Annotated in this window: 28 protein-coding genes; 18 read left to right on the top strand and 10 right to left on the bottom strand. The window is 42.0% G+C overall.

Annotated features, from left to right (window positions below; all coding sequences use genetic code 11):
* Positions 1–11: 11 nt before the first annotated feature.
* The 12 genes from AC59JO_RS03510 to AC59JO_RS03565 all read left to right on the top strand — a co-directional run bounded on the left by AC59JO_RS03510 (position 12) and on the right by AC59JO_RS03565 (position 10,734).
* Positions 12–785, top strand: coding sequence for an ABC transporter ATP-binding protein (locus AC59JO_RS03510; RefSeq protein ID WP_413669221.1), 774 nt, complete (start codon positions 12–14; stop codon positions 783–785).
* Positions 786–813: 28 nt separating this feature from the next.
* Positions 814–1,803, top strand: coding sequence for an MlaD family protein (locus AC59JO_RS03515; protein ID WP_497303452.1), 990 nt, complete (start codon positions 814–816; stop codon positions 1,801–1,803).
* A gap of 466 nt (positions 1,804–2,269) precedes the next feature.
* Positions 2,270–2,719 (top strand): SRPBCC family protein, encoded by a 450-nt coding sequence (locus AC59JO_RS03520; RefSeq protein WP_413669223.1) that lies wholly within the window; start codon positions 2,270–2,272, stop codon positions 2,717–2,719.
* 270 nt (positions 2,720–2,989) lie between these two features.
* On the top strand, positions 2,990–3,454 hold the full coding sequence (locus AC59JO_RS03525; protein ID WP_497303454.1) for a hypothetical protein: 465 nt from the start codon (positions 2,990–2,992) through the stop codon (positions 3,452–3,454).
* The gene (locus AC59JO_RS03530; protein WP_413669225.1) at positions 3,438–3,932 is read left to right on the top strand and encodes a hypothetical protein; all 495 of its coding nucleotides are present in this window, start codon (positions 3,438–3,440) and stop codon (positions 3,930–3,932) included. Before AC59JO_RS03525 ends, AC59JO_RS03530 begins: the two co-directional genes overlap by 17 nt.
* A gap of 146 nt (positions 3,933–4,078) precedes the next feature.
* Complete coding sequence (locus AC59JO_RS03535; protein ID WP_497303456.1) at positions 4,079–4,633, top strand: hypothetical protein; 555 nt, start codon at positions 4,079–4,081, stop codon at positions 4,631–4,633.
* Positions 4,615–5,169: a DUF1572 family protein gene (locus AC59JO_RS03540; RefSeq protein WP_497303458.1), complete on the top strand. Its 555-nt coding sequence runs from the start codon at positions 4,615–4,617 to the stop codon at positions 5,167–5,169. Before AC59JO_RS03535 ends, AC59JO_RS03540 begins: the two co-directional genes overlap by 19 nt.
* 137 nt (positions 5,170–5,306) lie before the next feature.
* The gene (locus AC59JO_RS03545) at positions 5,307–5,627 is read left to right on the top strand and encodes an ArsR/SmtB family transcription factor (protein ID WP_091217982.1); all 321 of its coding nucleotides are present in this window, start codon (positions 5,307–5,309) and stop codon (positions 5,625–5,627) included.
* Entirely contained in the window at positions 5,624–6,589 is a 966-nt protein-coding gene (locus AC59JO_RS03550) for an SRPBCC domain-containing protein (RefSeq protein ID WP_497303460.1), read from the top strand. Before AC59JO_RS03545 ends, AC59JO_RS03550 begins: the two co-directional genes overlap by 4 nt.
* Before the next feature lie 233 nt (positions 6,590–6,822).
* Positions 6,823–8,352, top strand: coding sequence for a glutamine-hydrolyzing GMP synthase (gene guaA, locus AC59JO_RS03555; protein ID WP_413669228.1), 1,530 nt, complete (start codon positions 6,823–6,825; stop codon positions 8,350–8,352).
* Positions 8,309–9,568 (top strand): ABC transporter substrate-binding protein, encoded by a 1,260-nt coding sequence (locus AC59JO_RS03560; RefSeq protein WP_413669229.1) that lies wholly within the window; start codon positions 8,309–8,311, stop codon positions 9,566–9,568. Before guaA ends, AC59JO_RS03560 begins: the two co-directional genes overlap by 44 nt.
* Positions 9,565–10,734: an RsmB/NOP family class I SAM-dependent RNA methyltransferase gene (locus tag AC59JO_RS03565; RefSeq protein ID WP_497303463.1), complete on the top strand. Its 1,170-nt coding sequence runs from the start codon at positions 9,565–9,567 to the stop codon at positions 10,732–10,734. The genes AC59JO_RS03560 and AC59JO_RS03565 overlap by 4 nt, the downstream gene beginning before the upstream one ends.
* A 136-nt stretch (positions 10,735–10,870) precedes the next feature.
* On the opposite strand, the gene AC59JO_RS03570 is transcribed toward AC59JO_RS03565, so the two are convergent.
* The 4 genes from AC59JO_RS03570 to AC59JO_RS03585 form a co-directional block, all read right to left on the bottom strand.
* Positions 10,871–11,443, bottom strand: coding sequence for a MarC family protein (locus AC59JO_RS03570; protein ID WP_090528400.1), 573 nt, complete (start codon positions 11,441–11,443; stop codon positions 10,871–10,873).
* A gap of 12 nt (positions 11,444–11,455) precedes the next feature.
* Positions 11,456–12,619 (bottom strand): MFS transporter, encoded by a 1,164-nt coding sequence (locus AC59JO_RS03575; protein ID WP_497303466.1) that lies wholly within the window; start codon positions 12,617–12,619, stop codon positions 11,456–11,458.
* A 98-nt stretch (positions 12,620–12,717) separates the two neighbouring features.
* Complete coding sequence (locus AC59JO_RS03580) at positions 12,718–14,274, bottom strand: amino acid permease (RefSeq protein ID WP_413669232.1); 1,557 nt, start codon at positions 14,272–14,274, stop codon at positions 12,718–12,720.
* Positions 14,275–14,514: 240 nt separating this feature from the next.
* Positions 14,515–14,877, bottom strand: coding sequence for a hypothetical protein (locus AC59JO_RS03585; RefSeq protein ID WP_176628881.1), 363 nt, complete (start codon positions 14,875–14,877; stop codon positions 14,515–14,517).
* 151 nt (positions 14,878–15,028) lie between these two features.
* On the opposite strand from AC59JO_RS03585, the gene AC59JO_RS03590 reads away from it, so the two are divergent.
* Positions 15,029–15,367: a single-stranded DNA-binding protein gene (locus AC59JO_RS03590; protein WP_354486110.1), complete on the top strand. Its 339-nt coding sequence runs from the start codon at positions 15,029–15,031 to the stop codon at positions 15,365–15,367.
* Between the two features lie 161 nt (positions 15,368–15,528).
* On the opposite strand, the gene AC59JO_RS03595 is transcribed toward AC59JO_RS03590, so the two are convergent.
* The 5 genes from AC59JO_RS03595 to AC59JO_RS03615 all read right to left on the bottom strand — a co-directional run bounded on the left by AC59JO_RS03595 (position 15,529) and on the right by AC59JO_RS03615 (position 21,506).
* Positions 15,529–16,053, bottom strand: coding sequence for a hypothetical protein (locus AC59JO_RS03595; RefSeq protein WP_497303469.1), 525 nt, complete (start codon positions 16,051–16,053; stop codon positions 15,529–15,531).
* Between the two features lie 15 nt (positions 16,054–16,068).
* Positions 16,069–17,520 carry a PAS domain S-box protein gene (locus tag AC59JO_RS03600; protein ID WP_497303471.1) on the bottom strand — a complete coding sequence of 484 codons (1,452 nt, stop codon included), beginning with the start codon at positions 17,518–17,520 and terminating at the stop codon, positions 16,069–16,071.
* Between the two features lie 48 nt (positions 17,521–17,568).
* Positions 17,569–18,273, bottom strand: a complete 705-nt coding sequence (locus AC59JO_RS03605; RefSeq protein ID WP_497303473.1) for an SDR family NAD(P)-dependent oxidoreductase — start codon at positions 18,271–18,273, stop codon at positions 17,569–17,571.
* A gap of 393 nt (positions 18,274–18,666) precedes the next feature.
* On the bottom strand, positions 18,667–20,445 hold the full coding sequence (locus tag AC59JO_RS03610; RefSeq protein ID WP_497303475.1) for an aromatic amino acid hydroxylase: 1,779 nt from the start codon (positions 20,443–20,445) through the stop codon (positions 18,667–18,669).
* A 101-nt stretch (positions 20,446–20,546) separates the two neighbouring features.
* Positions 20,547–21,506, bottom strand: a complete 960-nt coding sequence (locus AC59JO_RS03615) for a lysylphosphatidylglycerol synthase transmembrane domain-containing protein (RefSeq protein WP_413669239.1) — start codon at positions 21,504–21,506, stop codon at positions 20,547–20,549.
* A 246-nt stretch (positions 21,507–21,752) separates the two neighbouring features.
* Here AC59JO_RS03615 and AC59JO_RS03620 point away from each other — a divergent pair, with 246 nt between their 5' ends.
* The 5 genes from AC59JO_RS03620 (at position 21,753) to AC59JO_RS03640 (ending at position 25,362) form a co-directional block, all read left to right on the top strand.
* Positions 21,753–22,622, top strand: a complete 870-nt coding sequence (locus AC59JO_RS03620) for a carbon-nitrogen hydrolase (protein WP_413669240.1) — start codon at positions 21,753–21,755, stop codon at positions 22,620–22,622.
* A gap of 54 nt (positions 22,623–22,676) precedes the next feature.
* Positions 22,677–23,030 carry a four helix bundle protein gene (locus tag AC59JO_RS03625; RefSeq protein ID WP_497303478.1) on the top strand — a complete coding sequence of 118 codons (354 nt, stop codon included), beginning with the start codon at positions 22,677–22,679 and terminating at the stop codon, positions 23,028–23,030.
* A 13-nt stretch (positions 23,031–23,043) separates the two neighbouring features.
* Complete coding sequence (locus AC59JO_RS03630) at positions 23,044–24,141, top strand: agmatine deiminase family protein (protein ID WP_497303480.1); 1,098 nt, start codon at positions 23,044–23,046, stop codon at positions 24,139–24,141.
* Between the two features lie 179 nt (positions 24,142–24,320).
* Positions 24,321–24,785, top strand: coding sequence for a hypothetical protein (locus tag AC59JO_RS03635; RefSeq protein WP_413669243.1), 465 nt, complete (start codon positions 24,321–24,323; stop codon positions 24,783–24,785).
* 169 nt (positions 24,786–24,954) lie between these two features.
* Complete coding sequence (locus AC59JO_RS03640; protein WP_413669244.1) at positions 24,955–25,362, top strand: LiaF transmembrane domain-containing protein; 408 nt, start codon at positions 24,955–24,957, stop codon at positions 25,360–25,362.
* Positions 25,363–25,656: 294 nt separating this feature from the next.
* Here the strand turns inward: AC59JO_RS03640 and AC59JO_RS03645 are convergent, their stop codons facing one another.
* Positions 25,657–26,862 (bottom strand): hypothetical protein, encoded by a 1,206-nt coding sequence (locus AC59JO_RS03645; protein WP_497303482.1) that lies wholly within the window; start codon positions 26,860–26,862, stop codon positions 25,657–25,659.
* Positions 26,863–26,867 lie beyond the last annotated feature (5 nt).

The following is a 26,867-nucleotide window of genomic DNA, read 5'->3' on the forward strand; positions in this document are numbered from 1 at the left end:
TTAACTGAGATATGAGAAAAGCAGCAGTACAGGCAGATCATAATAACCCGGTTATCAGTATCAGGGGGCTTAAAAAAGCTTTCCAGGATTATGCGGTGCTTAGGGGCATTGACCTTGACCTTTACCAGGGCGAAAATTTGGTTGTACTTGGTCGTTCGGGTACAGGTAAATCCGTACTGATCAAGATTATATCGGGCCTGCTTAAGCCTGATGAGGGTATGGTGAAAGTATTTGATCAGGATATTGCCCATATTACAGAAGATGAACTGCAAAAGCTCCGCATCAGGATAGGCTTTTCATTCCAGAACAGCGCATTGTACGATAGTATGACCGTGCGCAAAAATCTGGAGTTTCCTCTGGTACGCAATAAACGGAACCTCACCCGCGGAGAGATCAACACCGCGGTTGAAACTGTGCTTGATGCGGTTGGGCTTTCGCAAACCATTAACCAGATGCCCTCTGAGCTTTCGGGCGGGCAACGTAAGCGGATCGGGATTGCCCGTACGCTGATCCTGAACCCCGAGATCATGCTGTATGATGAGCCTACAGCCGGTCTCGACCCTATTACCTGTATTGAGATCAATGACCTGATTAACGAAGTACAGCAACGCTACAATACTTCATCCATCATCATAACACACGACCTTACCTGCGCCAAACAAACCGGCGACAGGATTGCTATGCTCTTAGACGGGCAGTTTCAGCGTACCGGCACTTTCGAAGAAGTATTTAATACAAACGACAGCCGCGTGAAACCTTTTTACGATTACAACTTTATTGAATAACAACACTTAGATAAGATATACCATTATCATGGATCCAGCAGAAAACAGAAAATCAATCATAGTAGGCATATTCCTGGCACTTGGCCTCGTATTATTTATATTGGGGGTATTTACCCTGGGCGGTCAGCAAAAAGCCTTTGTTAAAAATATAAAGCTTAGCGCGGTGTTTACCGATGTTGCCGGTTTAAAGAAAGGCAATGCCATTTGGTTTTCGGGCGTTAAGGTAGGAACTATCAGCAATATCAATTTTATCGGCCCATCAGAAGTTCAGGTATACATGAATGTTGACGAGGCTGCCCAACAATATATCCGCCGCAATGCTATGGCCAAAATCGGGTCGGACGGCTTAATAGGTAATAAGCTTATTGTGATAGAGGGTGGCACCGCACAGGCGCCGGTAGTAGAAGATGGAGATGTTCTGCAATCAGAAAAAATGCTCTCGACCGATGATATGTTAAAAACCCTGCAAGACAATAACCAAAACCTGCTGGCCATCACTAACGATTTCAAATCATTAAGTCATAACATACTGCAAGGCAAAGGTACTGTAGGCGCTTTATTGGCCGACAGCACTATGGCTATACAGCTGCGTGGCGCCATGCGCAACCTGCAGGCTACCACCCAAAGCGCGGCTTTAATGGCGGTGCAGCTCGATAAGTTTAGCCGTAAAATGAATACCAAAGGTGGCCTTGCCGATAAAATGCTTACGGATACAGCCACATTTGCTCAAATTAAACAGGCAGTAACCCAGTTACAGCAAACTGCAGCAAACGCTTCAACGCTTACCAATAACCTTACCAAGGCAAGTAACAAACTTAATAGTACCGATAATGCGCTGGGTGTATTATTAAACGACCAGAAAGCGGCAGTGCAAACACAATCAGCTATTAATAACCTGCAGGCAGCATCAATTAAATTAAATGATGATCTTGAAGCTGTGCAACATAACTTTTTCCTGAGAGGATTTTTCAAAAAACGTGAAAAAGCAAAGGCTGATAGCTTAAAGGCGAAGCAGTAGCCCGTTTTCCATAAAAGATGTCATTTCGATAGAGCGGAGGTGGGAACGGGTGTTAGGGCGAAAGAGAAATCTTATACACCCTGCTAAGCGATCATGTCAGGTTTGCCGCACGTATAAGATTTCTCACTCGTACCTCGTTTCGAAATGACATTAGATTCATTTCCCTCCCCTTTAAACAAAAAAGTGCGTCCCGTATCTCACCCCGGAACGCAAATCCCGATAACATCTCAAAGCTATCGATCAACTAAATCAGGTTAAATCTCAGCCTGTACTTTATTACACACCTATATCCTGCCATTATTTTAAACAATTAAAAACCAACACCTTAAACAATAACCCATTCCTCTCCAACTGCTTGATTCTGCACATATCATGTTCAATTACGGTCATATAATTGGTTAAGGCTGGTCTTTCCCATTTTTTAATTTTATTTTCACCTTACCTCCTAATCAACTAATAGGGAAACATGACATACAGTCTATCATATGAAACGGAAATAAATAAAATGGTTAATATTAATGCCCCGGTTTTAAAGGTGTGGAGTGCCCTGACAAATCCGGCATTAATTAAGCTATGGATGTCTGATTCAGCAATTAATGTGATATCCGACTGGCAGGTTGGAAGCTCAATAATTTTCCGGGGAGATCTGCACTGGACGAGTTTTGAAAACAGGGGCACTATCCGGCAATTCGATCCCGAAAAGGTTTTTCAATATAGTTACTGGAGCTCGCTTTCAAACCTGCCCGATATACCTGAAAATTACACGGAAGTCCGTTTTGTACTAACTCCCACTGAGGATAGCACCACGGTTAGGCTTACGCTCACTAATTTTCCGGATGAAATAATTTATAAGCATGTTAATTTTTATTGGAGTGTAACACTTAACATATTAAAAAAATTGTGTGAACAATTATAAATTAATATTAAAGCTCATACCAGTCATCTATAGGGAATTTTACCAATAACACCACAAACTTCTGCATGTTACACCAGGGTAACACCTTAGTAAACTATTATACAATTACATACAACATACAGGAGTGTGAAATATAGTACCCGGTTGCACACATTTTGTGCAATTTCTCTTTAATTTGTAACATAGTTTTTATATATTCCGTTGAATAATAAAATATACTATTTTAATTGACCCCCTAATTTGAATACGCGGTTACAAACACCTGCACTCATGGTCCAGAGCAAATCGGCGGCCGTACTGAACCTGTACAATAATTACTCAGCAAAACTTCTGGGTTATATTTATGAGGTTGTGCAAAATAAGCTGGTAGCTGAGCAGTACCTTGCAGCTGTTTTTAACGATGTACCAAACGAGCTTGAGGAGTTTTCAAAAAACGGAACAAGCGCCCTTTGCCGCCTGCAAATAATGGCACGCAAAAAATTGGTCCACTTTTTTGAGGCGTTGGAAAATGATACCGACAAAAGAGCCTGGGAAAATTTACCCCGCATTAATAACTGGTATGTAGCTTTAATGACGCCCTTTCAACAGCAGGTTTTTTGCGGTATTCATTACCAGTGCAAATCGGCAGGAAATATTGCTACAGAACTGAATAAAACAGAAGAAGAAATCAGAAAAACGTTAAAAGAATGTTTTACCATTATCCGGAACGGGAGGAACAATGAAAGAGTACATTGATAGTGGGATACTTGAAGTTTTTGTAATGGGTGTGGCTACCGATGAGGAAGTAAAGGAACTGATGTATATGAAAGCCAAATATCCTGAGGTAGACGACGCCCTTAGGCAACTGGAAGCCGATATGGAAAAGTTAGCCGCCAACATGGCTATTACCCCGCCTCCGGGAACCTGGGACAGGATTGAGGATGAAATCAACGATCTTATCCGCAGGGAGAACTTCGTTCAACCTGTTAAATTCCGGACAGATCATGGGCATAATGGTTATGAAAAAGCAGCTCCTGCCGATCAGTTCATCCCAATCGAGTCTGAATCGAACCATATGCGCCTGCATAAATCATGGCGATGGGTATTTGCTGCCGTATTTGTATTAGGAAAAATCTTTTTAGGCTTCGCGATATATTTTTACCTCGAAAACCGTCAAACTCAGCAACAGTTGCAGGAGCTAAAAACCGAAATAAGGGAATTAAAGAAGAAGTGATTAGAGGTTGGAGGTCAGAGATTAGGTTTCCTGTTCGTTTAAAATATTTGAGGCATCCATTGGGATGCCTTTTTTTGCTTTGAATTTAAAAATAACCTTAACTTAACACATAACAAAAGGCGTTAAAGCCCGATGAAACTCAAAAAATGAAAATATTAAATGAAGATAACAAGTTGTTTTACTTGAAATCAGTGAATCTTAATGAACAATCCAACACAATATCATTATTTTTCAGGCAGGAGTTCCTATTTTTCTTAACCAAAGATTCTGCAAAATACTTGCAAGACTACCAAAATGTCTTACTAATGCTTTACTTTGATGATCCGCTAACAGCCAGCGAGAATTTCAAACTATTGAAAGACTTTTACTTGGATGATACCCTTTCTATAGACGAAATCAGCCCCAAAGAAATTGAATTTATTGGCAAACATGATCTCATTATAAAAGTAACCAATTATGTTGAACAGGTTATTGATCAATTCGCTGATGACTGGGTGGAAAGATATAAATATGCTTCGCAGTGTTATTTTGATACTATAAGTAAGAATAATGAACTCCACAGCTTGATGAATGAGATCAAGATTGTGCTCGAAACTACAAAAATTCAATATCAGGATAATGCGGCAGTAGATGTTTTATATCATACGATAATTGAAAAAATAAAAATTCATGAAAATAACTTATGGAAAACGATTATTTAACCAGCGTAAAAAAGCAATTTGCCTATTACAAATCTCTTGGCGAAAAAACTTTTGAGCAGCTTACCGACGAACAGCTATACTGGCAATATAACCCTGAATCAAACAGTGTTGCCATGATCGTGAACCATATGTCGGGCAATATGATTTCCAGGTGGACTGACATTTTTACCTCCGATGGTGAAAAGCCCACCCGTAACCGTGAAGCTGAATTCGCCCCATCTACCTCCACCCGTCAAACAGTTTTAGATACCTGGGAACAGGGCTGGAAATGTTTGTTTGGTACGCTTAATAAATTAACTGCCGATGACCTCAGCAAGATCATCTATATCCGCAACCAGGGGCATACTGTTATGGAAGCCATAAACCGCCAGTTGGCCCATTACCCCTATCACGTTGGCCAGATAGTTTTTTTAGGCAAGATGCTGTGCAACGAAAACTGGCATTCATTGTCTATCCCAAGAGGCCAATCTGAAAGCTATAATGCCGATAAGTTTGCCAAAGAAAAACGCAAAGCGCACTTTACCGACGAGGAATAGATCCACTTATCCCCTCTTATGACATCCTATCTCTTCATCTGCCTTAAACACGCACTTTAAAATATTTTTCAAATAAATTTCCGCAACCGATTAATTGCATTTATATTTGCAATCAAACGGTTGCAAAAAGAGATTTTATGAGAAGAGATGTATTTCAGGCCATTGCCGATCCTACCCGCAGGGCCATTATTAGTCTGCTGGCCTTACAGGCCATGACGCCCAATGCCATTGCCGAACATTTTCAAAGCAGCAGACAGGCTGTATCTAAACATATCCAGATCCTGAGCGAATGCCAATTGGTGAGCCAAAAACAAACCGGTCGCGAAATCTATTATCATTTTAACGCTCAAAAAATGAAAGAGGTAGATGTTTGGATGGATCAGTTCCGCGCCCTGTGGGAAACCCGTTTTAGCCAGTTAGACAATGTTTTACAAAACCTAAAAAACAAACAATCATGACAAACAACGAAGCTGTATTTACCAAAGACCTTCAAAACAAAAAGTTAAATGTGGTAAGGACTTTTGATGCGCCGCTTAACTTAGTATGGCAGGCATGGACCGAAAGCGAAATCCTTGACCAATGGTGGGCTCCAAAACCTTATCGTGCCGAAACCAAAACCATGGATTTCAGGGAAGGAGGTTACTGGTTGTACGAGATGGTTGGCCCCGAGCATACCGAACATCCAACATGGTGCAAGGAGGAATACAAAACTATTGTAGCCCGGCAAAAAATTGCCAATGCGGTTTCCTTTTGTGATGAGAATGCTGTAACAAATACCAGTTTCCCTGTCATGAACTGGGAAAAGAACTTTACCAGCGAAGGCGAGCAAACCACCGTTAATATCGATATCTATTTTGATAAAGTGGAAGACATGCAAACCATCGTTGGCATGGGATTCCAGGAAGGTTTCACCGCCGGCTTAAGCAACCTGGATCATTACCTGAGCACCGCTTTTAAAATCAGGAAAGACCTGAAGCCAAACAACGCCGCAAGGGTTACCACTTATTTAAACTTCCCTGGCAATACCGAAGAGGCTTTAACTTTTTACAAAGAGGTTTTTAAAGGGGAGTTTACCGGTAAAAAACTTACACGTTTTAGCGATATAGAGTTGCCTGCGGAGGTCCGGATGAACGAAGCTGATAAAAAACTGATCATCCATGGTGAACTTACCATTATGGGCGGCCACGTACTGATGGCTACCGACGCGCCGGAAAGTATGGGTTTTAAATTGCAAACCGGCAATAACATGCACATTAACGTTGAGCCCGAAAGCCGCGAAGAAACCGAACGTTTATTCAATGAGCTTTCGGCAGGAGGCAATGTGACTATGCCATTAAGCGATATGTTTTTCGGGGCATACTTCGCAGAGCTTACAGATAAGTATGGCATTAACTGGATGCTGAATTATCAGAATGTCTGAACCGGGATTTGGGGGGATTTCTGGGATTAATAGGATTTTACTTACGGATTTAACCTTGCGCTCGTTTGCAACGAGCGCTTAATGTGGCTTAGCGATTGCATCGCGGCCCGCATTACAAATGCGAAACCATATTAAACACTCATCACAGATGAGCGCAAGTTGGGGGAATCTTCCAAATAAAAAAATCCGAAATCCCAATTCTCAATTCCCAAATCAAAATCCTATCTTTGCCCATGCAAGAAAAAATCCTCATTCTTGACTTTGGTTCGCAATTTACCCAACTTATAGCGCGCCGCGTCAGGGAGCTCAATATTTATTGTGAGATCCACCCCTTCAATCATTATCCCGAAATTGACAGCACTGTAAAAGGTATCATCCTTTCAGGCAGCCCCTATTCTGTAAGGCAGGAAGACGCTCCTCATTTCGATTTTGAAAAATTCCACACCACACGCCCTATTTTAGGCGTTTGCTATGGTGCTCAATACGTTGCCCATTTCCACGGCGGCGAAGTATTGCCATCAAGCACCCGCGAATACGGTCGTGCCAACCTGGAATATATTAAACAGGATAACCCTTTATTTAAAGACGTTCCCGGTGGTTCACAGGTATGGATGTCGCATGGCGATACCATTGCTACCATTGGCGATAACTTTGAGGTAATTGCAAGTACCGATAGCGTTAAAGTTGCCGCTTACCAGGTAACCGGAACCCAAACTTATGGGATCCAGTTCCACCCTGAAGTTACCCACAGCATTGACGGCAAGCAATTGCTGCAAAACTTTTTGGTTGACATATGCGGATGCAAACAAGACTGGACACCGGATTCATTCATCGAAACCACGGTTGCTGCTCTTCGCGAAAAACTGGGCGATGATAAAGTAGTGCTTGGCTTATCAGGCGGTGTTGATTCATCGGTTGCGGCAGTATTGCTTCACCATGCTATAGGCAAAAACCTGCACTGTATATTTGTTGATAACGGCCTTTTGCGTAAAGATGAGTTTGAGCAGGTGCTTGATTCATACCAACACATGGGCTTAAATATAAAAGGCATCGACGCCAAACAACGCTTCTACGACGCATTGGCCGGCTTAACCGATCCTGAAAAGAAACGTAAAGCTATCGGCCGCGTATTCATCGAAGTATTTGATGATGCCGCTCACGAAGTACAGGATGTAAAATGGCTTGGCCAGGGTACCATCTACCCGGATGTTATCGAATCGGTATCAGTTAAAGGCCCTTCGGCTACTATCAAATCGCACCACAACGTAGGTGGTTTGCCTGATTTTATGAAACTTAAAGTTGTTGAGCCGCTTAACACCTTGTTTAAAGACGAGGTAAGGAAAGTAGGCAAGGCTTTAGGTATCGATCCTAATATTTTAGGTCGCCACCCATTCCCCGGCCCAGGCTTGGCTATCAGGATCCTGGGCGATATCACACCCGAAAAAGTGGCGATATTACAGGAAGCTGATGCAATTTATATAAACAATTTACGTGCTGCCGGGGTTTACGATAAAGTTTGGCAAGCCGGTGCTATATTTTTACCGGTACAATCGGTAGGTGTAATGGGCGATGAGCGTACTTACGAAAACGTGATTTGCCTCCGTGCCGTTGAATCGGTTGACGGAATGACCGCCGACTGGTGTCATTTACCGTACGACTTGCTGGCTAAGATCAGCAACGAGATCATCAACAACGTAAAAGGAATTAACCGGGTAGTATATGATATCAGTTCAAAACCACCGGCCACTATTGAGTGGGAATAAGTGGTTAACGTTTTTTTGCATAACCTTGCTGCTGGCCGCATGTTCACCAAAAACGCGGCCGGTAGCAACTACCGTAAAAAAACCGACTGATAATACCGAAAAAAAGCCCGGCAACACCACCGAGAAACCGGCAGAAAAGGCTTCGGAACAAAAAGTGGCAAATATAGCCATGCTTTTGCCCCTTAATCTTGAGCACTTAAATCCGGCTCAAAAATACAGTCCTTTACAACTAAGCCAGGCTAACATAGCTGTTGAATATTACCAGGGATTTAAACTTGCCCTTGATTCGCTTACCGCTTATGGCAATAACTATAAGCTGCAGATTTTTGACTCAAGAGATGAAGTCATGCAAGCGCATGACCTGGCTTTAAACGCGTTTGTCCGTTCAAGCGATTTGATAGTTGGCCCTGTTTTTCCGGATGGCGTAAAGGCATTTTCCGGTGCGCTATCCTATTCAAAGGGGCCTATTCTATCGCCTTTATCACCGGCTAACCCGGCTACTATCAACAGCAAAAATTTGATCACCGCTATCCCTCCGCTTGAATATCATGCCTGGGGCGCCGCCGAATACATCAACAGAACGGTAAAACCCAAAAAGATCTTTATCCTGCGCTCCGGCTTTAACCAGGAGAATGATTACGCGGTTAATTTTAAAAAAGCCATTGACAGCTTAAGCAAAAAGAAAGTAAAGGTTATCAATGTATATGTTGTACGCGGAAAGCTGAGCAGCTTATTGCCGCAACTTTCAAAAACCGAGAAAAACGTATTTGTGATCCCTGCTATTGATCAGGCATTTTTAGGCGTAACCTTACGGTCGTTAGATACGCTGAACAAGCACTATCCTGTTATGGTGTTCGGGCACCCAAGCTGGGACAAGTTCAGCTTCCTGAAACCACAGCTTCTACAACGTTTGAATACGCATATCACTTCAACCGAAAAAATAAATTACAAAGCCGGGGCTACAATAACATTTTTACGTAACTATAGGCGGGCATATCACGTTGAACCGACCGAATACGCTATTAAAGGTTTTGACGAGGGGTTATACTTTGGCAGGCAGCTTTTTGCCGATAAAGGTTTAGCTTCAATTGAGGGGACCGATTTTACCGGCTTGCATAACGGCTTCCATTTTATTAAAAAGCCGGGACAGGGCTGGATCAATACCCATGTAAATATATTAATGTACACTAACTTTGAGCTAAAACAGGTAGAATGAAGGCTATAAATCAGCTTAAAACGTTTCAGCGAATTTTGGGTGAATACCCTGCCGATACGCCACTAAGTAAATTTTTACCCGGCTTTTACCGGCAAAACAAACAAATGGGCTCAACCGACAGGCGGGTTGCCAACCGGTTGGTGTATAATTACTTTCGCCTGGGCAAAGCACTGCCTGATGTACTTGAAGACGAACGCCTGTTAGTCGCAGAATTTTTATGTAATACCCAAACTAACTCCTACCTCCAAAACTTCAAACCTGAGTGGGCGGTATGTGTAGGATTTAGTGACGACGATAAACTCGCCCTCGTAAAAACTGCTTACCCGGATTTTAAACTGGAAGATGTTTTTCCCTGGAGCAACCAACTTTCGGACGGAATTGATAGAGAGGCTTTCCTGAAATCATTTTTTTGCCAACCCGATCTGTTTATCCGGGTACGCAACGGCTATGATCATTTGGTAAAGGCTGAGCTAACCAAAGCACAGGTTGTTTTTAAGGATGAGGGTAACGGCTGCTATTCTCTGCCTAACGGGACACGCCTCGAAACCATATTCCCCAAACAACACTGGTTTGAGGTGCAGGATTATTCATCGCAGCAAACGGGTAATTACTTTAAGCCACAGCGTTGGGATAGCTGGTGGGATGCCTGTGCGGCATCGGGAGGTAAATCCTTATTATTACATGAGGATGAGCCTAATATCAAGTTGGTAGTATCTGATATACGTGAATCTATACTGGCTAACCTTGATGAGCGCTTTCAATTGGCCGGGTTAACCAAATACCAGAAAAAAGCCCTCGATCTCACCCAAAACATTGATTCGGTAATGCATGATTATGCTTTTGATGGGATTATCCTTGACGCTCCCTGCAGCGGCTCCGGCACCTGGGGACGTACTCCCGAAATGATAGCCCAGTTTGATCCGCATAAAATAGAGTTTTTTCAAAAACTCCAAAAAAGCATCGCCCAAAACGTAGTGAAATATCTTAAACCGGGTAAGCCGCTTATCTACATCACCTGCTCGGCTTTTAAAGGCGAAAATGAAGATGTGGTTGATTATTTGGTAAATGAGCTTGGTTTAAAACTTGAAGAGAAGGCGGTTTTAAAAGGCTATGAGCGTAAAGCTGACACCATGTTTGTGGCGAGGTTGAGCCCCCCGGCCTTCTAAAGGGGGAGATCCCCCCTACACTGTCCAGTCAGTCAATGTCAATAAGTGTATTTTATCATCGCTCTTTATTTGGCGGGGACAACGGTAAGAAATCAGCAAAATGCTTTTCAAGTTCCCCCTTTAGGGGGCCGGGGGGCTACAAATGCGTATTACTCCTGAACAGCTTAATAGCTATAGCCAGCAAAATTATCCCGAATGCCTTGCGCAGTACACTCAACCCTATCGGCCCAAGCAGCCTTTCAAGCCACTTTACATTTTTAAGTACAAGATATACCACCAGCGTGTTTAACACAATACCTACAAGGATATTTTGTGTTTGATATTGCGATTTAAGCGACAATAAGGTAGTCATGGTACCGGCACCAGCAATAAGCGGGAAAGCCAATGGAACAATGGATGCGGCCTGCGGTAATTCCTCTTTAAAAAAGTCAACACCCAGGATCATTTCCATGGCGATGATGAAAATAACAAGTGAGCCCGCTATCGCGAATGAAGAAATATCCAGACCTATTACAGCAAGCAGCTCATCGCCAATAAAGAGAAAAGTCACCATAAGCACCAGCACAGCTATACTGGCCTTTTCCGATTCGATATGGCCTACCCGTTGCCTGAGCTGAATAATTACCGGTATGGCGCCCAAAATATCAATAATAGCAAACAGGATCATCGTAACCGAAATGATCTCTTTAAATATAAACGGGTGCGGCATGGTGTCTTGAATTTATTCTTTTTTCTTTAACCGGATACTTAGCAGCAAAGCAGCCAAAATATAGCATGAAGATAAGAAGAAAATAGCATGTACCGATAGCAAAGCTGCAAAGCCCGCGGTAACCGGCCCAAGGGTTTGCCCTATAGAAGCATACGATTGATTGATCCCCAATATTTTGCCTTGTTCTTTATGATCAATATGATCGGCAATAATAGCGTTGAGCATAGGGTTTCGTAACCCATTGAACAAACCATAAATACAAATGCCAATAACAAAAGGAATAAAATGATGGGTGAGCCCTGTTACAAACATTGCAGCGAAACAAAGCAGCGTAGAGAGCATCAGAATTGTTGATTTGGACGAGAACCACTTCGTGAACAGCGGCAAGCAGAGTTGCATGATAATGCCACTTACACCGAAACCGGCATACAAAATACCGATCTGAGTAGGGTTGATCTTCAATACATCAACACTAAAGGTTTGAAAGCCTATGATCATGGTAAACTGCGCCATGGTAAGCATAAAGCCGGTAAACACCGCCGTACCAATAACAGGGCGTTTAAGGGTTGTTGCCAGGGCCGTGAACGAGAACTTAGTTTTCTCCGAATCCTTTTTTGTTTTATCTGGCGGATTAGTTTCCTTCAAAAAGAATAGGCTACAGAGCGTGCCAATAAGCGATATCCCCGCCGCGAAATAAAAAGGAACCTGCATGCCATACCTGTTTAGCAAACCGCCTATGGCTGGCCCAATCACAAAGCCGAACCCGAACGCCGAACTCAAAATACCAAACCTTTTGGCCCGGTTATCGGGTCTGGCCGTATCCGATACCATAGCTTGCGCTACAGATACGTTACCACCGGTAAGGCCATCCAGGATCCGCGCGGCAAAGAGCATGATCATGCTGCGCGCTTCGGCAAAAAGGATAAAGGAGATACAGGTACCTGTAAGGCTAATCACCAGTAAAGGCTTCCTCCCCCATTTATCAGAAAGGGCGCCCAACACCGGCGTAGCAAAAAACTGGGCTATCGAGAAGGATGCTGTAAGGATACCTAATGTTTCGCCTGTAATGCCAAAGGTTTTACCATATGAGTAAAGTATCGGTACAATGATGCCGAACCCCAGGGAGTTGATGATACATACAAATACTAATACCCACAGGTTTCTATCGCCCTTCATGAAGCGGTTTTATTGGTTTGACACCATAAAAAAGGGAATGTAACAAAAAAGGTTCTGAAAAATTCAGAACCTTTTTATTTATGATAACATTGTTATAATTACTCAACAAATTTAGGATTGATAGGATCATTTGCACCTTCAACCTTACCATGGCGCACATGCGAGCGTTTGATACTGTAGCCAAAATAAATGATAAAACCAATCAGCAACCAAACAATAAGCCTTGCCCAGTTTTCCCAGCCTTCGCTGGCAATCATACCTAAACAGATTAATGCGCCAAGCGGGCACACAATTAAATAAGCTGGCGTTTTGAACGGACGCTCGATATTTGGATCGGTACGGCGCAGGATAAAGATACCAATACACACCAACACGAATGCAAACAGGGTACCTATACTCACCATGTCACCTACAATACGGTCAGGAATGAAGCCTGCAAAGAAAGCCACAAAACCGAAGAACAACCATTGTGATTTGTATGGGGTGCTGTATTTAGGGTGCAGTTTTGAAAATACTTTAGGCACCAAACCGTCAGTACTCATCGTGTAAAACACACGTGTTTGGCCCAAAAGCATCACCAGGATAACTGAAGAGAAACCTGCAAGAATAGCCACTGTTACAAATTTGGCCAACCAGCCATAACCCGGCATAAACTTGTTGATAGCGTATGAAACAGAAGCCTCTTTACCGTTAATCAGGAAGTCTTTGTAAGGTGCCAAACCTGTTAATACGTGCGAGAACAGGATATAAAGGATAGTACAGAATACCAGCGATATCAGGATACCTTTTGGCATATCTTTTTGTGGATTTTTAGCTTCCTGAGCGGCAGTTGATACAGCGTCGAAACCAATAAAGGCAAAGAACACCACACTCGCGCCACGCAATACACCAAGCCATCCGTGGTTAAATGTATCGCCATAATTAATATCACCGGTACTGGTATGTACAACGCCGGCATCGGCAGGGATCATGTACGGAGTATGGTTAGCAGGGTTAATAAAGCCCCAGCCCAAACCGATGATCAGCAACACGATAGCAACTTTAACAATAACGATGATGTTGTTTACAGCAGCAGATTCGGCAGTACCACGGATCAGGAGCATCGACAACAGGAATACGATCAGGATGGCAGGCAGGTTCACAATACCATGAACCCCCATCTGATCTACATACATACCGGTTGTAGATATATTATGCTCCCATGGTGAATGGCACCACTCAAATGGGATGTGTACATTGAAGAATGTATTCAGGAACTCGTTGAAATACTGCGACCAGCCAATTGATACGGTAGCAGCACCGAGGGCATACTCAAGTACAAGGTCCCACCCTATGATCCAGGCAATCAACTCGCCCATGGTAGCGTATGAATAAGTGTAGGCGGAACCAGCGATAGGGATCATACTGGCAAATTCAGCATAGCATAAACCTGCGAGGGCGCAACCTGCAGCTGCAATGATGAACGAAATGGTAACCGCCGGACCAGCATGTTCGCCGGCAGCAGCAGCAGTACGCACAAATATACCGGCACCAATAATGGCACCAATACCCAGTGCAATCAGCGAGCTTAACCCAAGCGTGCGCTTCAGTGTTTTCTCAGTCTCCTTTGAAGCAGCAAGCAGTTGCTGAATGGGTTTCTTGATAAATAACTTCATTTTAAATTAGTAAGATCAGTCAAAAATTAAAAATTCACATTTTCCCCAAACGTACTTAAATTTATTGAAAACATAAAGAGCCGAATGAAACAACAGTTAAGTATTAATTATCAAAATATTAAACTGTTAAAGGCTATTAAATCTATAGAGATAGAGACTGAACCGTGATTTAGAGGATTAAAGGATTTCCTAATGCGGAGCACAGCAAGCTGCCTACTGTAAAACTGCCACTGCCAACTGTTACTGCTCCCCTTCCCGCTTTACCAGCAGCACCTCGTCATTATCTAACAACAGGTAGCCATATTCGTAATTAAAAAAATAAGTCGAGCCGGTTTTTGTTTGATAGATGCTGGTGATATGATCAAAATCAAAGCCTTTCGCCGTAAGTTTTTTACGGGTTGTTTTTGTTTTGCCTGTCGGGTTTAACTCTTCAAGCACACGTCGGTTACGACGCAGGATATTATTGATATTACGCACCAGGTTATAGCTGTTACTGTTAAGCTGGTTATTATAATTGTTGCGGCACAGATCATTACAAAACTTTTTATCGGCACGGCCTTGTAGTGGTGTTCCGCAATCTAAGCATACTCTTTCCTGGTTCATAGTATAAAGATAGCTATTAATTTATCCGTTTGCAAACGCTTACAAACGGATACTATCGACTATAAACGGTTATTATCCGGTTAATTTTTCCACTCTGTCCCATCTTTGTATCGTTGATTCAAACAAACATTAAACAGTAAATATTAAAACGATGAACTCATTAAGAAACAGTGTGCGCCTGGTAGGTAACTTAGGTATGGATCCTGAAGTAAAAGTATTCGACAGTAATAAAAAGATGGTGCGCCTATCCATAGCCACTAACGAAAGCTACAAAAACGACAAAGGCGAAAAAATAACTGATACGCAATGGCACAACCTCGTTTTCTGGGGCCCGCAGGCCAAACTTGCCGAAGACCTGCTTAAAAAAGGCGATGAAGTTGCTGTAGAAGGCAAACTGGCTAATCGTAATTACACCGATAAGGATGGCATTAAACGCTACGTATCAGAAATAGTGGTTAACGAATTTTTAAAAGTGGGCGCTAAAGGCTGAAAAGCAAATGGCGAGATCCTTAAAGCTACGGGACATTGGCGGGTAAAGCCAGTTGATTCAAGGGCGCAGGTATCGCCAAGGGAGGAACAACCGTCACCTGAAGTTTAAAATACGTTTTAAACTTCAGGTGTAATGCAATTTTATAATGATTGATTTGCCACTTAAAAAGGATACATACCCAATTTATATTTAAGGCGCGTCCAAAACACCCTTAGCCGATGATTTAGCGGATTCAATTGCCAATTGATATCAAATTTTTTATCCCTGTCCTCTTTCAGCGCCCTGTAATTCGGTATTGGAACCTTACAGTGCAGCATAGGCGGATCGATAATTATTGTATCCCGACACCTTGCATCTAATGAAGTTTTCAGATAATAAGCAATTTCAATTATTGTAACATTTCTTTCAGCCCTGTAAACGTATAAATTGATGTCGTGAAGATTATCAAAAAGTGAAAGCAATTGCGGCGTTACGTCGGCCAGCGACTGGGGTATCTTTTGATCATTCTTTTGTTTCCTCGACTTGTGCAGGTCACAAAAATCCTGCGTGCTGTTTTCTATTTCAGACGTAACGTACAAACAGTTGTCAGTTATTGTGTTCCATGACGCCTCCCTCGCCATTTCAAGTAAAGAAATCGTAGCGTCGGACAAATTATTATGCAAAGTAGTCTTGGTAATTGTATTCATATTTTCGTCCTTGACTTACGCGTCCGCCCCAAAAGCTTTGATATACGCCGTTCTTTCCACAATAGAATGAATTACCCCATCAAGTTGCTGTGATGTTGTATCAATATGTTCGATGATCTCTTTATTAAGCGGGTTTTGCAAGTCGTCGTTATCAAACAAATTAACCAAACCTAAAATAGTAGCTACCGGTTTACGCAACTCATGCGAACTGATATTAGCGATAGTTTGTAGCCTATTGTTCTGTTCCCGGATGTTATCTTCCGTCTTTTTGCTTTCTATTAATACCCGAAGAATATTTACTGTACGTTCGATAATACTCAACTCATCATCATTTGGCTCACGTATTGTGCGGTAGTAAATACCAAACACGGCTAAAACTTTTGAGTTTTTTGAACTCATTACCGGCGATGACCAGCAAGCTTTAAGGCCATAGGGTTTAACCAGATAGACATAGTCGGCCCAAAGCGGGTCATTCTCAATATCACTTACTATGACTTGTTTACGGTGAAATGCAGATGTACCGCACGACCCTATATTGGGCCCTATTGACAAACCTTCCAGCTGGTTGCTGTAATCCTGGGGTAACCGTGGCCCTGCAAGTGTATACAACCTTTCCTGTGCATCATCAACTTCTAACACCGAACAGATCATATCCGGGAAAATCCTTTCTATACCGGTAAGCAGTTCAACAACAGATTGCACAAGTGTATATTGTGCCATAGCGTTCAATTCCAGCACCCTTTTTTCAAGTTCCAATATCCATTCCTGCATTTTTATCTCCGTTATATCACGTATAAAAACAGCCAGTTGGTTATGGTAAGGATATATATTGATACGAAGCCAGCTGTTTGAATATTCATTTAGATATTGTACCTGTATTGATTTTTTACAGGTTAATGAAAGCTGAAACTCGCTCTCTACCTTTTCGGTTAAACCAAGGCTTTTGATTTCAATGAAATTGGCACCGTCAAGTTCATTTAAACTAACATTTACCATGGCCTGGAAAGCCGGGTTAAACGAAATTATATCCCAGTTGGCGTCAAGTACAATAAAACCCTCATTAAGACTTTGAATAGTGTGCTGAACGATATCGTTTTCGGGCTGCCCAATCATACCCGCAAGGGTATTGCCACTTGAGTAAATAAGGCCATCATCCTCATTTAATATCACCGACCAGATAACGCTAAAGTAGCAGCCATCTTTTGCCTTTATTCGGCTTTGATAACCTATCAGTTTTTTATGGATTAACAGGCTGGCTTGAGATTCGTCCTGTCGTTCCTTATCTGCGGGGTGACAAACGGCCGCTATATTTAAATCGGCTAAGTCCTCGTCATTATAATTAAATGTATTCCGGAAAGCATAGTTGGTATGCAGGATCACTCCATCCATATCCATGACAAAAAAAATGTCTTTTGAATGAGTGAAAAGGGATGTGAACCTCGTATCCATAGGCTGCCGGCATAACATATTTATAATAACTAAGTTATAAAAAATGTTTGCAATATTATCTAATATTTAAGGAGTAGTTGCGGCTACAGGTATTATTTTCCCGTTAAAGAACTTGCTTCCGGTTAAAGCAAAATCGGCGATGTATTTACCCATTTCAAATGCCATTACCGGCGATTCATAACCCGGAAAAGCTTGTTCAAGCATTTCGGTTTGTGCCGATCCTAATGCCAAACAATTTACTTTAATACCTTGTTCTGTTAGCTCCTGTGCCAAACACTCGGTTAGGGTATGTAAAGCCGATTTACTTGCAGAATAAGCCGCTAAACCGGGGAATTTCGCACTCCCCTGGAAGCCGCCCATACTACCGATGTTAAGGATATGTGATCCGGAAGGCATTAAAGGCACTAAAGCCTGGATAGCGCGCACGTGACCAATAAAATTGCTTTGCAGCATCTCCACAAAATCCGATTCAAGCAATTCTGTAAACGGTTTATTGATAAGCACCCCGGCATTGTTGATCAAAATATCAACCCGGTTATCAAAATGCGATGCTATAAAATGTTGCAAACCTTCATAGTCGTCATGAACAATATCAAACTTTAAGGCAAACAACTGGCAATCGGGGTTTAAACCATGAGCTATTTCCAGCAAACGTTCCAGTTTATCCTGTGAGCGGGCCAAAGCAATTACTTTGTGGCTGCCCGAAAGTATCAGTTCAATTACGGCTTCAAAGCCCACGCCACTACTGGCGCCGGTTATTATAATGTTCATATGCCCCCTACCCCCCTAAAGGGGGAATAATTGTTTGTTATTAATTTTATTTCCCAACGTCATTGTAAGGTACGAAGCAATCCCCAATTAGCGGAGCAGCCCTGTAAAGTTTGGAATTGCTTCGTACTTTATAATGACGTGAATGTAAGCTATTGATTATTTGGTTTGTTTTTTTTAAAAATTCATCTATAAATATGGGCGTTGCCTGCGGCCCGTGCTATCCGCTCATACTGCACAGGCATTAGCCACAAGGCCGGTATCCGCTACTATCACTAACGCGGCCCCGCGCACCATCGCTAAAATATATTTTACACGTCATCTCGGTTTTTTTCAGGTTCCTGATGATTGCTCGCAATGACGCTTGATTTTATACCCTAAGATGATAAATCATTGCTAAACTACCAATTTTTGCTCAACCGGGTGCTTGATCAAATAAAAACCATCACTGATAAGCTTACCGTACTCAGGCTCATTATGTCCTTTTTGTTCAAGAAAATATTTAATCTCGGCAGCTAATGCCGGCTCTACGCCTTCATGATCAAGTATTTCCAGTATCTCTAAAGCACAAAGCCAGTCATCGTGATGGTCTTTTTGCAATTGTAACCATACGTTACCTAAAAAGCCATAGTCGCCATGATTGATACGGCAATTCCGTACCTGCTGGTAAAGCCTGTGCAGTTCTTTGGTTTTATGATCATGCGCGGCATGATGGGTTTCTGTTTTTGATTTATAAACAATTGTTTCATAAGCTTCCCTGTCGGCCGCGCCGCAAAATACCGAAACGATCTCTCCGCCAACAGCCATATCATAAACGCCCCAGGCCGGATCAAACAACACCATTCCATCTTTATCGGTAACGGTGGCTTCATCAAAAGTAATTAGGTAGATCTTACCATCCGCATAAAGAATATTTTTGACAAGGCCAACTACCTTAATCCCGCTTTCAAAAAGTAATTCAGTTTTGTTACCTTTTACTATGCCGGCTGTTTTTAAATCATCTTCCGAAAAATCTTCCAAAGCAACATTGCTACCTTTCAATTTACCAACCGGCGAACTGAAACCATCCTTATGATAATCTTTACCGTGCCCTTTTAGTTGTTTATTATTAAACGCCAAAGCAGCTGGGCCGGTTGTTTTAATAAAATAAGGTTTACCATCGTCTCCGGTCTTAAAATCGGTAATGTTGCCCGAAACCTGCAATCCCGAACTATAAACCGCGGTGCAGGTATTTTTACTTTCAACAGCTTTCTGCAAGCCATAAGTACCGCCCTTTCTGAACGACATGCTATTGGCAAACTCTTCCAGCACATTGATCAGGTTTTGAAAATCAGGCGTTACAAAAAGCTGCGGCTGGGGTTTGGTAATATCATAGCTGTACTTTACAGCATCAATGGTATACCATAACTTTTCTACATGCTTTTGCATACAGGTCGAGCTCTCCCCAATCGACGAAAGCAAACCTGCTCCGTAAATCTTTGGCTCCTCCAACGTACCGATTAGCCCATACTCAACAGTCCACCAATGTAAACGGCTCAATAAAGCCATTTCTGAAGGCTCGCCCATATTTTCCTGGCAATAAGTTACCAGCTCCTCGGCTTTAATGATTTCCTCTTCATCGGCATCGGGCATTTCTTTTAATATCGATAAGGCACGGATAGCCTCATACAGTTCAAAATCCTGTGCCGAAAACATGGCCCTGGCCCCTATCGATCCAAAATAGCTCAGGTACTCATGGTAATCCTTATCGGCAATTATAGGCGCATGCCCTGCCGATTCATGGATGATATCAGGCGCCGGGGTATATTCAATATGTTTCAACTGGCGGATATCAGCTGCTATAACCAGTACCCGGTAAGCCTGGTACTCCATAAAGGCAGCCGGCGGGATAAAGCCGTCAACGGTAACCGCTCCCCAGCCAATTTTGCCGAGGGCATCATTCATTTCCTGCAAATTGGGAATGTGCTCAATGGTTAAACCGGCTTTTTGCAGGCCAGGGATATACGGATAGTAGGCAACATCCTTAAGATAGCTGTAATTCTGCCGCATGACGTAGCGCCAAACCGCATGATCAACAGGTGTGTAATGCTCGTAGTGCTGGTCGACTATAAATTGTTTTAAATGACCGGGCAATGCCGCAACCTGCGGATTATTAAAATCATTAAAAAGGCTCATTTGATAACTGGCGATTTATAATACAACACCAAGTTTAGCAGATGGTTGCCATGAAAACAAACTTCAGTTTATTATTATGAAATTAAACTTAAAACAGAATATTATTCTTCTATTGGGTGATTTTCCAATTTTGGTTCTTCTCCTTTTTTAAGTCCTGCGTCCAGGCGTTTCGGAACAAGTACGTAATAAACGCCTAATAAAGCCACAATAATTGAGATGAGATAAAATCCAAAGCTCAGGTAAACCGCCATATCTTCGGTCAGGTTAAACTGGCGGGCCAGCGTGAGGAACAGTGCATCGCGGATACCGCCACCGCCCAAACTAAACGGAATAATTGCCGCTAACGATGAGAAAAGAAATGACAGCAGATATGGAGCAAATTTACCGTTGAAATCCTGCGCAAGCAGTAAACAAACAATGGTGAGTAATTGCATGCTTTGTACACCTATGGCTTTCAAATGCGCCTGTACAAAGTTGTGGGTATATTCTTTAAAAAACTTACGGGCTACAAAATAATAGATCACCGAACCAACCGATACTATACCAAGCGGCCATGCCAGGTGATAAGGAAAACTTGGTATTAAAATAATCAGTCCCACTACTATAGCTCCTATAGCCCAAAAACCGCTAAGCCTGTCAAACAGGATAGCCCAGAATACTTTTTTTGTGGGTAAATGATAGCGTTTGTGCAGCAGGTAAATTTTGTAGCCATCGCCGCCGATACCGCCTGGCAATAGCACATTATAACACAAGCCAAGAAAATATAAGCGCAGGTTAAAGCGCCAGTCTAACCGTAAACCAATGGATTTGAAATAGCTTAATAACCGCCACGACGAAAAAAGCATTGAGCCAATATAACAGGCTATAGCTGCGGTTAACCAGGCGCGGTCGGCATGGACTAAGCGATATTTAATTTTCGCAAACGGAACCTTACTGAATACATAGTAAAGCAAACCGCCGGTTACTACTATAATAAGGATTACTTTTATAACGCCCCAAAGCTTACCTTTCCAGGTTTTATGTTCGGCACCTTCGTCAATGAGATCTTCTGTTTGTGTCATTCGGCTGCAAAGCTATGTTATTTTTTTATTTGGATGTACTGGATAGTCAATTAACAATTTTTCTTCATTTTGTTTTCACAAACATTAAAACCAGTAAATCAGGTTATTATTTCAGGGAGGGTGCAACATAAAATGGCAAAGGCGATCTCATGCCAGTGTAATCCCACTTTCAACTGAGTGTAATCATAATATTAAATGGGTGAAATCCTTGTTACAAAGTGTTATTTTTGCGCAAATTTTTTGGAGATGAGTAAAGTAAAAGTTGGTTTAGTACAAATGAGCTGCACTGCTGACAAACAGCAGAACCTGCAAAAAGCGATTGTTAAAGTAAGGGAAGCCGCTGCTAAAGGCGCGCAAATAGTTTGTTTACAGGAACTTTTCACCTCGCTTTATTTTTGCGATGAAGAAAATTACGACAATTTTAAGCTGGCCGAAGCTATCCCCGGCCCATCAACCGATGAACTTTCAAAAGTTGCTGCCGAGCTTAATGTGGTGATCATTGCTTCATTATTTGAGAAACGTGCTCAGGGTGTTTACCACAACACTACCGCAGTACTTGATGCCGACGGTAGTTATTTAGGCAAATATCGCAAAATGCATATCCCTGATGATCCGGGCTTTTACGAAAAATTTTACTTCACCCCTGGTGATTTAGGCTACAAGGTTTTCAACACCAAATTTGCCCGTGTAGGCGTATTGATTTGCTGGGACCAATGGTACCCTGAAGCCGCCCGCATCACTGCCTTAATGGGTGCCGATATATTATTTTACCCAACCGCTATCGGCTGGGCTACTACACAGGATGAAGCCACTAATGTTGAACAATACAACGCATGGCAAACTATCCAGCGTTCGCACGCGGTAGCTAACGGCATACACGTAGTAAGTGTTAACCGTGTAGGCGAAGAAGCCGGTGTAAAATTCTGGGGAGGTTCATTCTTTGCTAATCCATTTGGTGCAATTATCCATCAAACATCACATAATGATGAGGAAGTGGTAGTACAAGAGCTTGATCTGGATAAATCTGATTACTATAGAAGTCATTGGCCGTTTTTACGCGACAGAAGGATTGACAGCTATCAGCCAATAACAAAAAGGCTATTAGACGAAGACTAACGTCTTGAGTCCGAAAGTCAGCAAAGTCCGTAAGTCCGAAAGAAAAATTTTAGTATGAGTTTTAAATTTGAAAAACTAATTGTTTGGCAAAAGGCTGTTGACCTATCAGTCGACATTCATTATCTAACTAAAACTTTTCCAAAAGATGAGTTGTTTATTTTAACGTCTCAAATAAAACGGACTGCGGATTCTATTTCATTAAATATTGCTGAAGGTTCAACCGGGCAATCAAATGCCGAGTTTAATAAATTTGTGGGTTATGCTTTACGGTCGGATATTGAGGTTGTAGGATGCCTTTATTTGGCGCAAAAACGAACTCTAATATCTGAGGAAGATTTTTCAAAACTATATCAGCAATGTGAAGAAGTTTTAGCTATGTTGAATGGATTACGTAACTCCCTTAAATAACCAATTATATTAAATGTCATCTTTAAAAGATATATCAACTAAATCCGGACTTTCGGACTTTCGGACTTCCGGACTTTCGGACTCGCCTTTAGCACAAGGCTTCTCTTTCCCTGCCGAATGGGCTAAACATACCGCTACCTGGCTGAGCTGGCCTCACAAAGAGGCTTCATGGCCGGGTAAGATCGATACCATTTACGCGCCTTACATTGAGTTTATCAAAATAGTTGCCCAAGGCGAACTGGTACGTATCAACGTAGCAAACGAGGACATGAAAGCCTCAGTGATTTTCCAGCTGCAAAATGCAGGAGTTGATTTAAGCAAAATAGAGATCTTTGAATTCCCTACCAATGATGCCTGGTGCCGTGATCACGGTCCGGCGTTTTTGATAAACCCAACAACAAAGCAAAAAGCTATTGTCGATTGGGGCTATAACGCCTGGGGCGGCAAATACCCTCCTTTTGATCTGGATGATGTGATCCCTACCAAAATAGGCAATCACTTTGGCTTACCCGTATTTAACCCGGGGATTGTGATGGAAGGTGGCTCGGTTGACTTTAATGGTAAAGGCACTATTTTAACTACTACTGCCTGCCTGCTTAACAAAAACCGTAATCCGGAGCTTAGCCAGCAGCAAATTGAAAGCTACCTGCAAAACTATTACGGAGCAGAGCAGATCCTTTGGTTAGGTGATGGCATTATAGGTGATGATACAGACGGCCATATTGACGATATTACCCGTTTTGTAAACGAGGATACAGTGGTTACCGTTGTTGAGGAAGATAAGAACGATGAGAACTACCACATTCTTCAGGAAAACCTTGAAACCCTGAAAACCATGCGCCTGCTTAACGGCAAACAGCTTAACATTGTTGAATTGCCAATGCCCGACGCCGTAGTATATGAAGATACCCGCCTACCGGCATCTTACGCTAATTTTTACATAGCCAACTCGGCCGTGATTGTACCTACTTATCGTTCAAAAAATGACGATAAAGCACTTGACATATTAACCCAATGCTTTCCCGACCGTAAAGTTGTTGGCATTGACAGCACCGATATTATCTGGGGCCTCGGCAGCTTCCACTGCCTAAGCCAGCAGGAACCGGAATAAGCCCCACCCAACCCTCCCCTTCAGGGGAGGGCTTTAAAAGAATAGTAGAACGGAACAAAAATATCGATCTCCCCCTGTTACTTATTCTTTAGCCTATCATTGATTTTAGATTATTTATTTACGCTGCTCGATACCAAATATCTTATTAAATTGTTACAATCATCTAATCAGTATCACGAATGCATTTCTATAAGAAATATGTTGGCCCTATCTTGATAACAATCTGCGTTTCTTGCTTTTGCAAAAATTCTTTAGCTCAGAGTCCAAACGAAACATTTAACCGAGATTCATCAAAAACAATTACACTTATAGAATTTAAACATCGTGTGGGCAGAGCTACGAAACTTCTTAAAACAGAGAAGCTCTCAGCAATCTCAGATACAGACCATATTAATATTATGATGTGCCTGAATACGATATTTATGACTCATCTTTATAAAAATGGCCTATTCGAAGCCCGGTTTGAAGCAGCTGAATATAAAAATCTTGAAATTTTAGCAGATAAAAAAAACTATTCTCGTGACATTGTTAAAGTTTATTCTGAATGGGTTCCCAATAGAGGCATGGGTTATTACTTTCCGAAGCTAAAGATGGAATTATATGGTACTCCTATGAGATATGCAATATTCAATGTATTAGAATAACGTGCTATCTTCCCTTCTTCTTGACTCTTGACTTCCTGACTCTTGCCGCTCCGCCTCCTTTCACCGCCTTTATCCCCTGCTTTACCGACATCTCCCCCAACATCGCCAAGTATTGATTGCCCCGCCTGCTGCATCGCTGTAGATTTGGGTAACATTAAAACTTAAAGCGATGAACAACGATATAATAAACACCGAAAACAAAAGAAATGGCAAAATCATGTTAGGAATAATATTACTGGCAGCCGGTGGTTTATTTCTGATAGATCAGCTTAATGCCTTACTTATTCCTGATTGGCTTTTTAGCTGGCCAATGTGGTTCATAGCCTGGGGCGCTTACATGGGTGCCAAACACGACTTCAAGAAACCATCATGGATCTTTATGATACTCTTAGGCATAATATTCCTGGTAAATGATAACGTTAATGATGCCGACCGTATAACCTGGCCAATAGCATTGATGCTGCTTGGCGCCTGGATAGCCATCAGGCCGGCCAAACAAACCGACAGAGATTTCTGGGAAAAGAACGAAAAAGCTAAACAGCATTTCGACTTTGAGCAACCCAAAGCCGAAGCTTAAACTCAATCATCCATCATATATATCAAAGCCGGGGCATTTTAAAAAAGCCCCGGCTTTTTGTTGATATTTCCGGGTGTTCAACTTTTTCAGGTGTAAACACTTGCGTTTTTTGCCGAAAGTAAATAGCATTGAAAATCAACAACTTTGATTTTTGGTTTATTTTCAATCAATCAAACATGAACGCATCAATACTGATAATCAACAACTTAACTTTTCTAAAAATAAAAAGTTGAACACCCGTTTTTCAAAAAGTTGAACACTGGTTCGTGTCACTGAATGCATCGAATATTTATGCTACTTACTGATATAAAACCATGGCATTTTAAAAAGCCCAGATTTTAGATTTACGTATACAGTATCCCCAACTTTAACCTGGTCATAAAGCGATTTGGATACTTCGGTTTCTTCGCTTTCCCTCGGCCCCCATTTACTCAAAGTTAAATCATATGATGTGTGTTTACCTGTCGATATCCTTTGACTAAGTACTTGCGCTTTATACTCTTTTGGGGCGCTATAATCAAAATTGCAATTAATTATAACAGGGGCAGTAAAACCGTATAACAATACAAATGCCGCAGCGCTAAGCCAGGTTGTTTTGTTTGAACGTGCTTTTTCTTTCGAGCTCATTATTATCCCAAAAAAAGCAGCCCCTAATACAACTATCGCTGTAAACGCGGGCAAGAGCATATCTGTTAAATGCATCAGTTTAAAATCAACCAGTATCCTCAATAAAAGCCCAACTGCAGGCAGTATCAACGCTTTACTTAACGATGGATACATGGCCTGTTTCTTATTGTCAGCACTGTTAAGCACAACTACATCCCTTTTTAAATAAAACACAAACATAACTATCAAGGGCCATGCTATACCGGCTAAAACAGCATAATCGTAAGGCGCAGGATGTATAAACAGCCAAAAACACAAAGCGATACCTCCGTAATTAAAGTATGAGCAAAAGCGTTTTAACTTTTTTAGTTCGGCTAACCTTTCTTCGCTGCTGTGACCATAGCTATCATCATTTTGTATCTCCTCTATACCTTTTTGTTCTTGTTCGGCATCAAGATCTTTGCAATTCGAGGCTACCCATTGCAATATTTCGCTGCCATCGGCAAAATAGCTGTAGTCACTTAAAACTATTGCTTTTTTTGATTTATCGACAGGGCGTATTGTTATCCTTTTACCCTGGGCGGTGTCATAACCTTTAATATCGTTAATTAAAAGTTCTCTGCTACTGAAATAGCCCACTCGTTTTATGCCGTTGTTGGAGACAATTATTTTGCTTGCCTTCAATTCGAGATAGAGATAAAGTCCTAACATTATCAGTCCAATCCCTACTAGTACAAGCCACCAGCTTTTATCGGCGATAGAAGTATAGGTCAGATAAGCGCCCCCGATGACCATCGCCGCTATAAAGATGTACAAAAATATTTTCCACCCGATGCCGAGGGTGTATTCCTTTTCAAACACAATACCGCGGATTGGGCTAAAGTCCTGTTTCATTTTAA

The organism is Mucilaginibacter sp. A5337, from assembly GCF_059690695.1.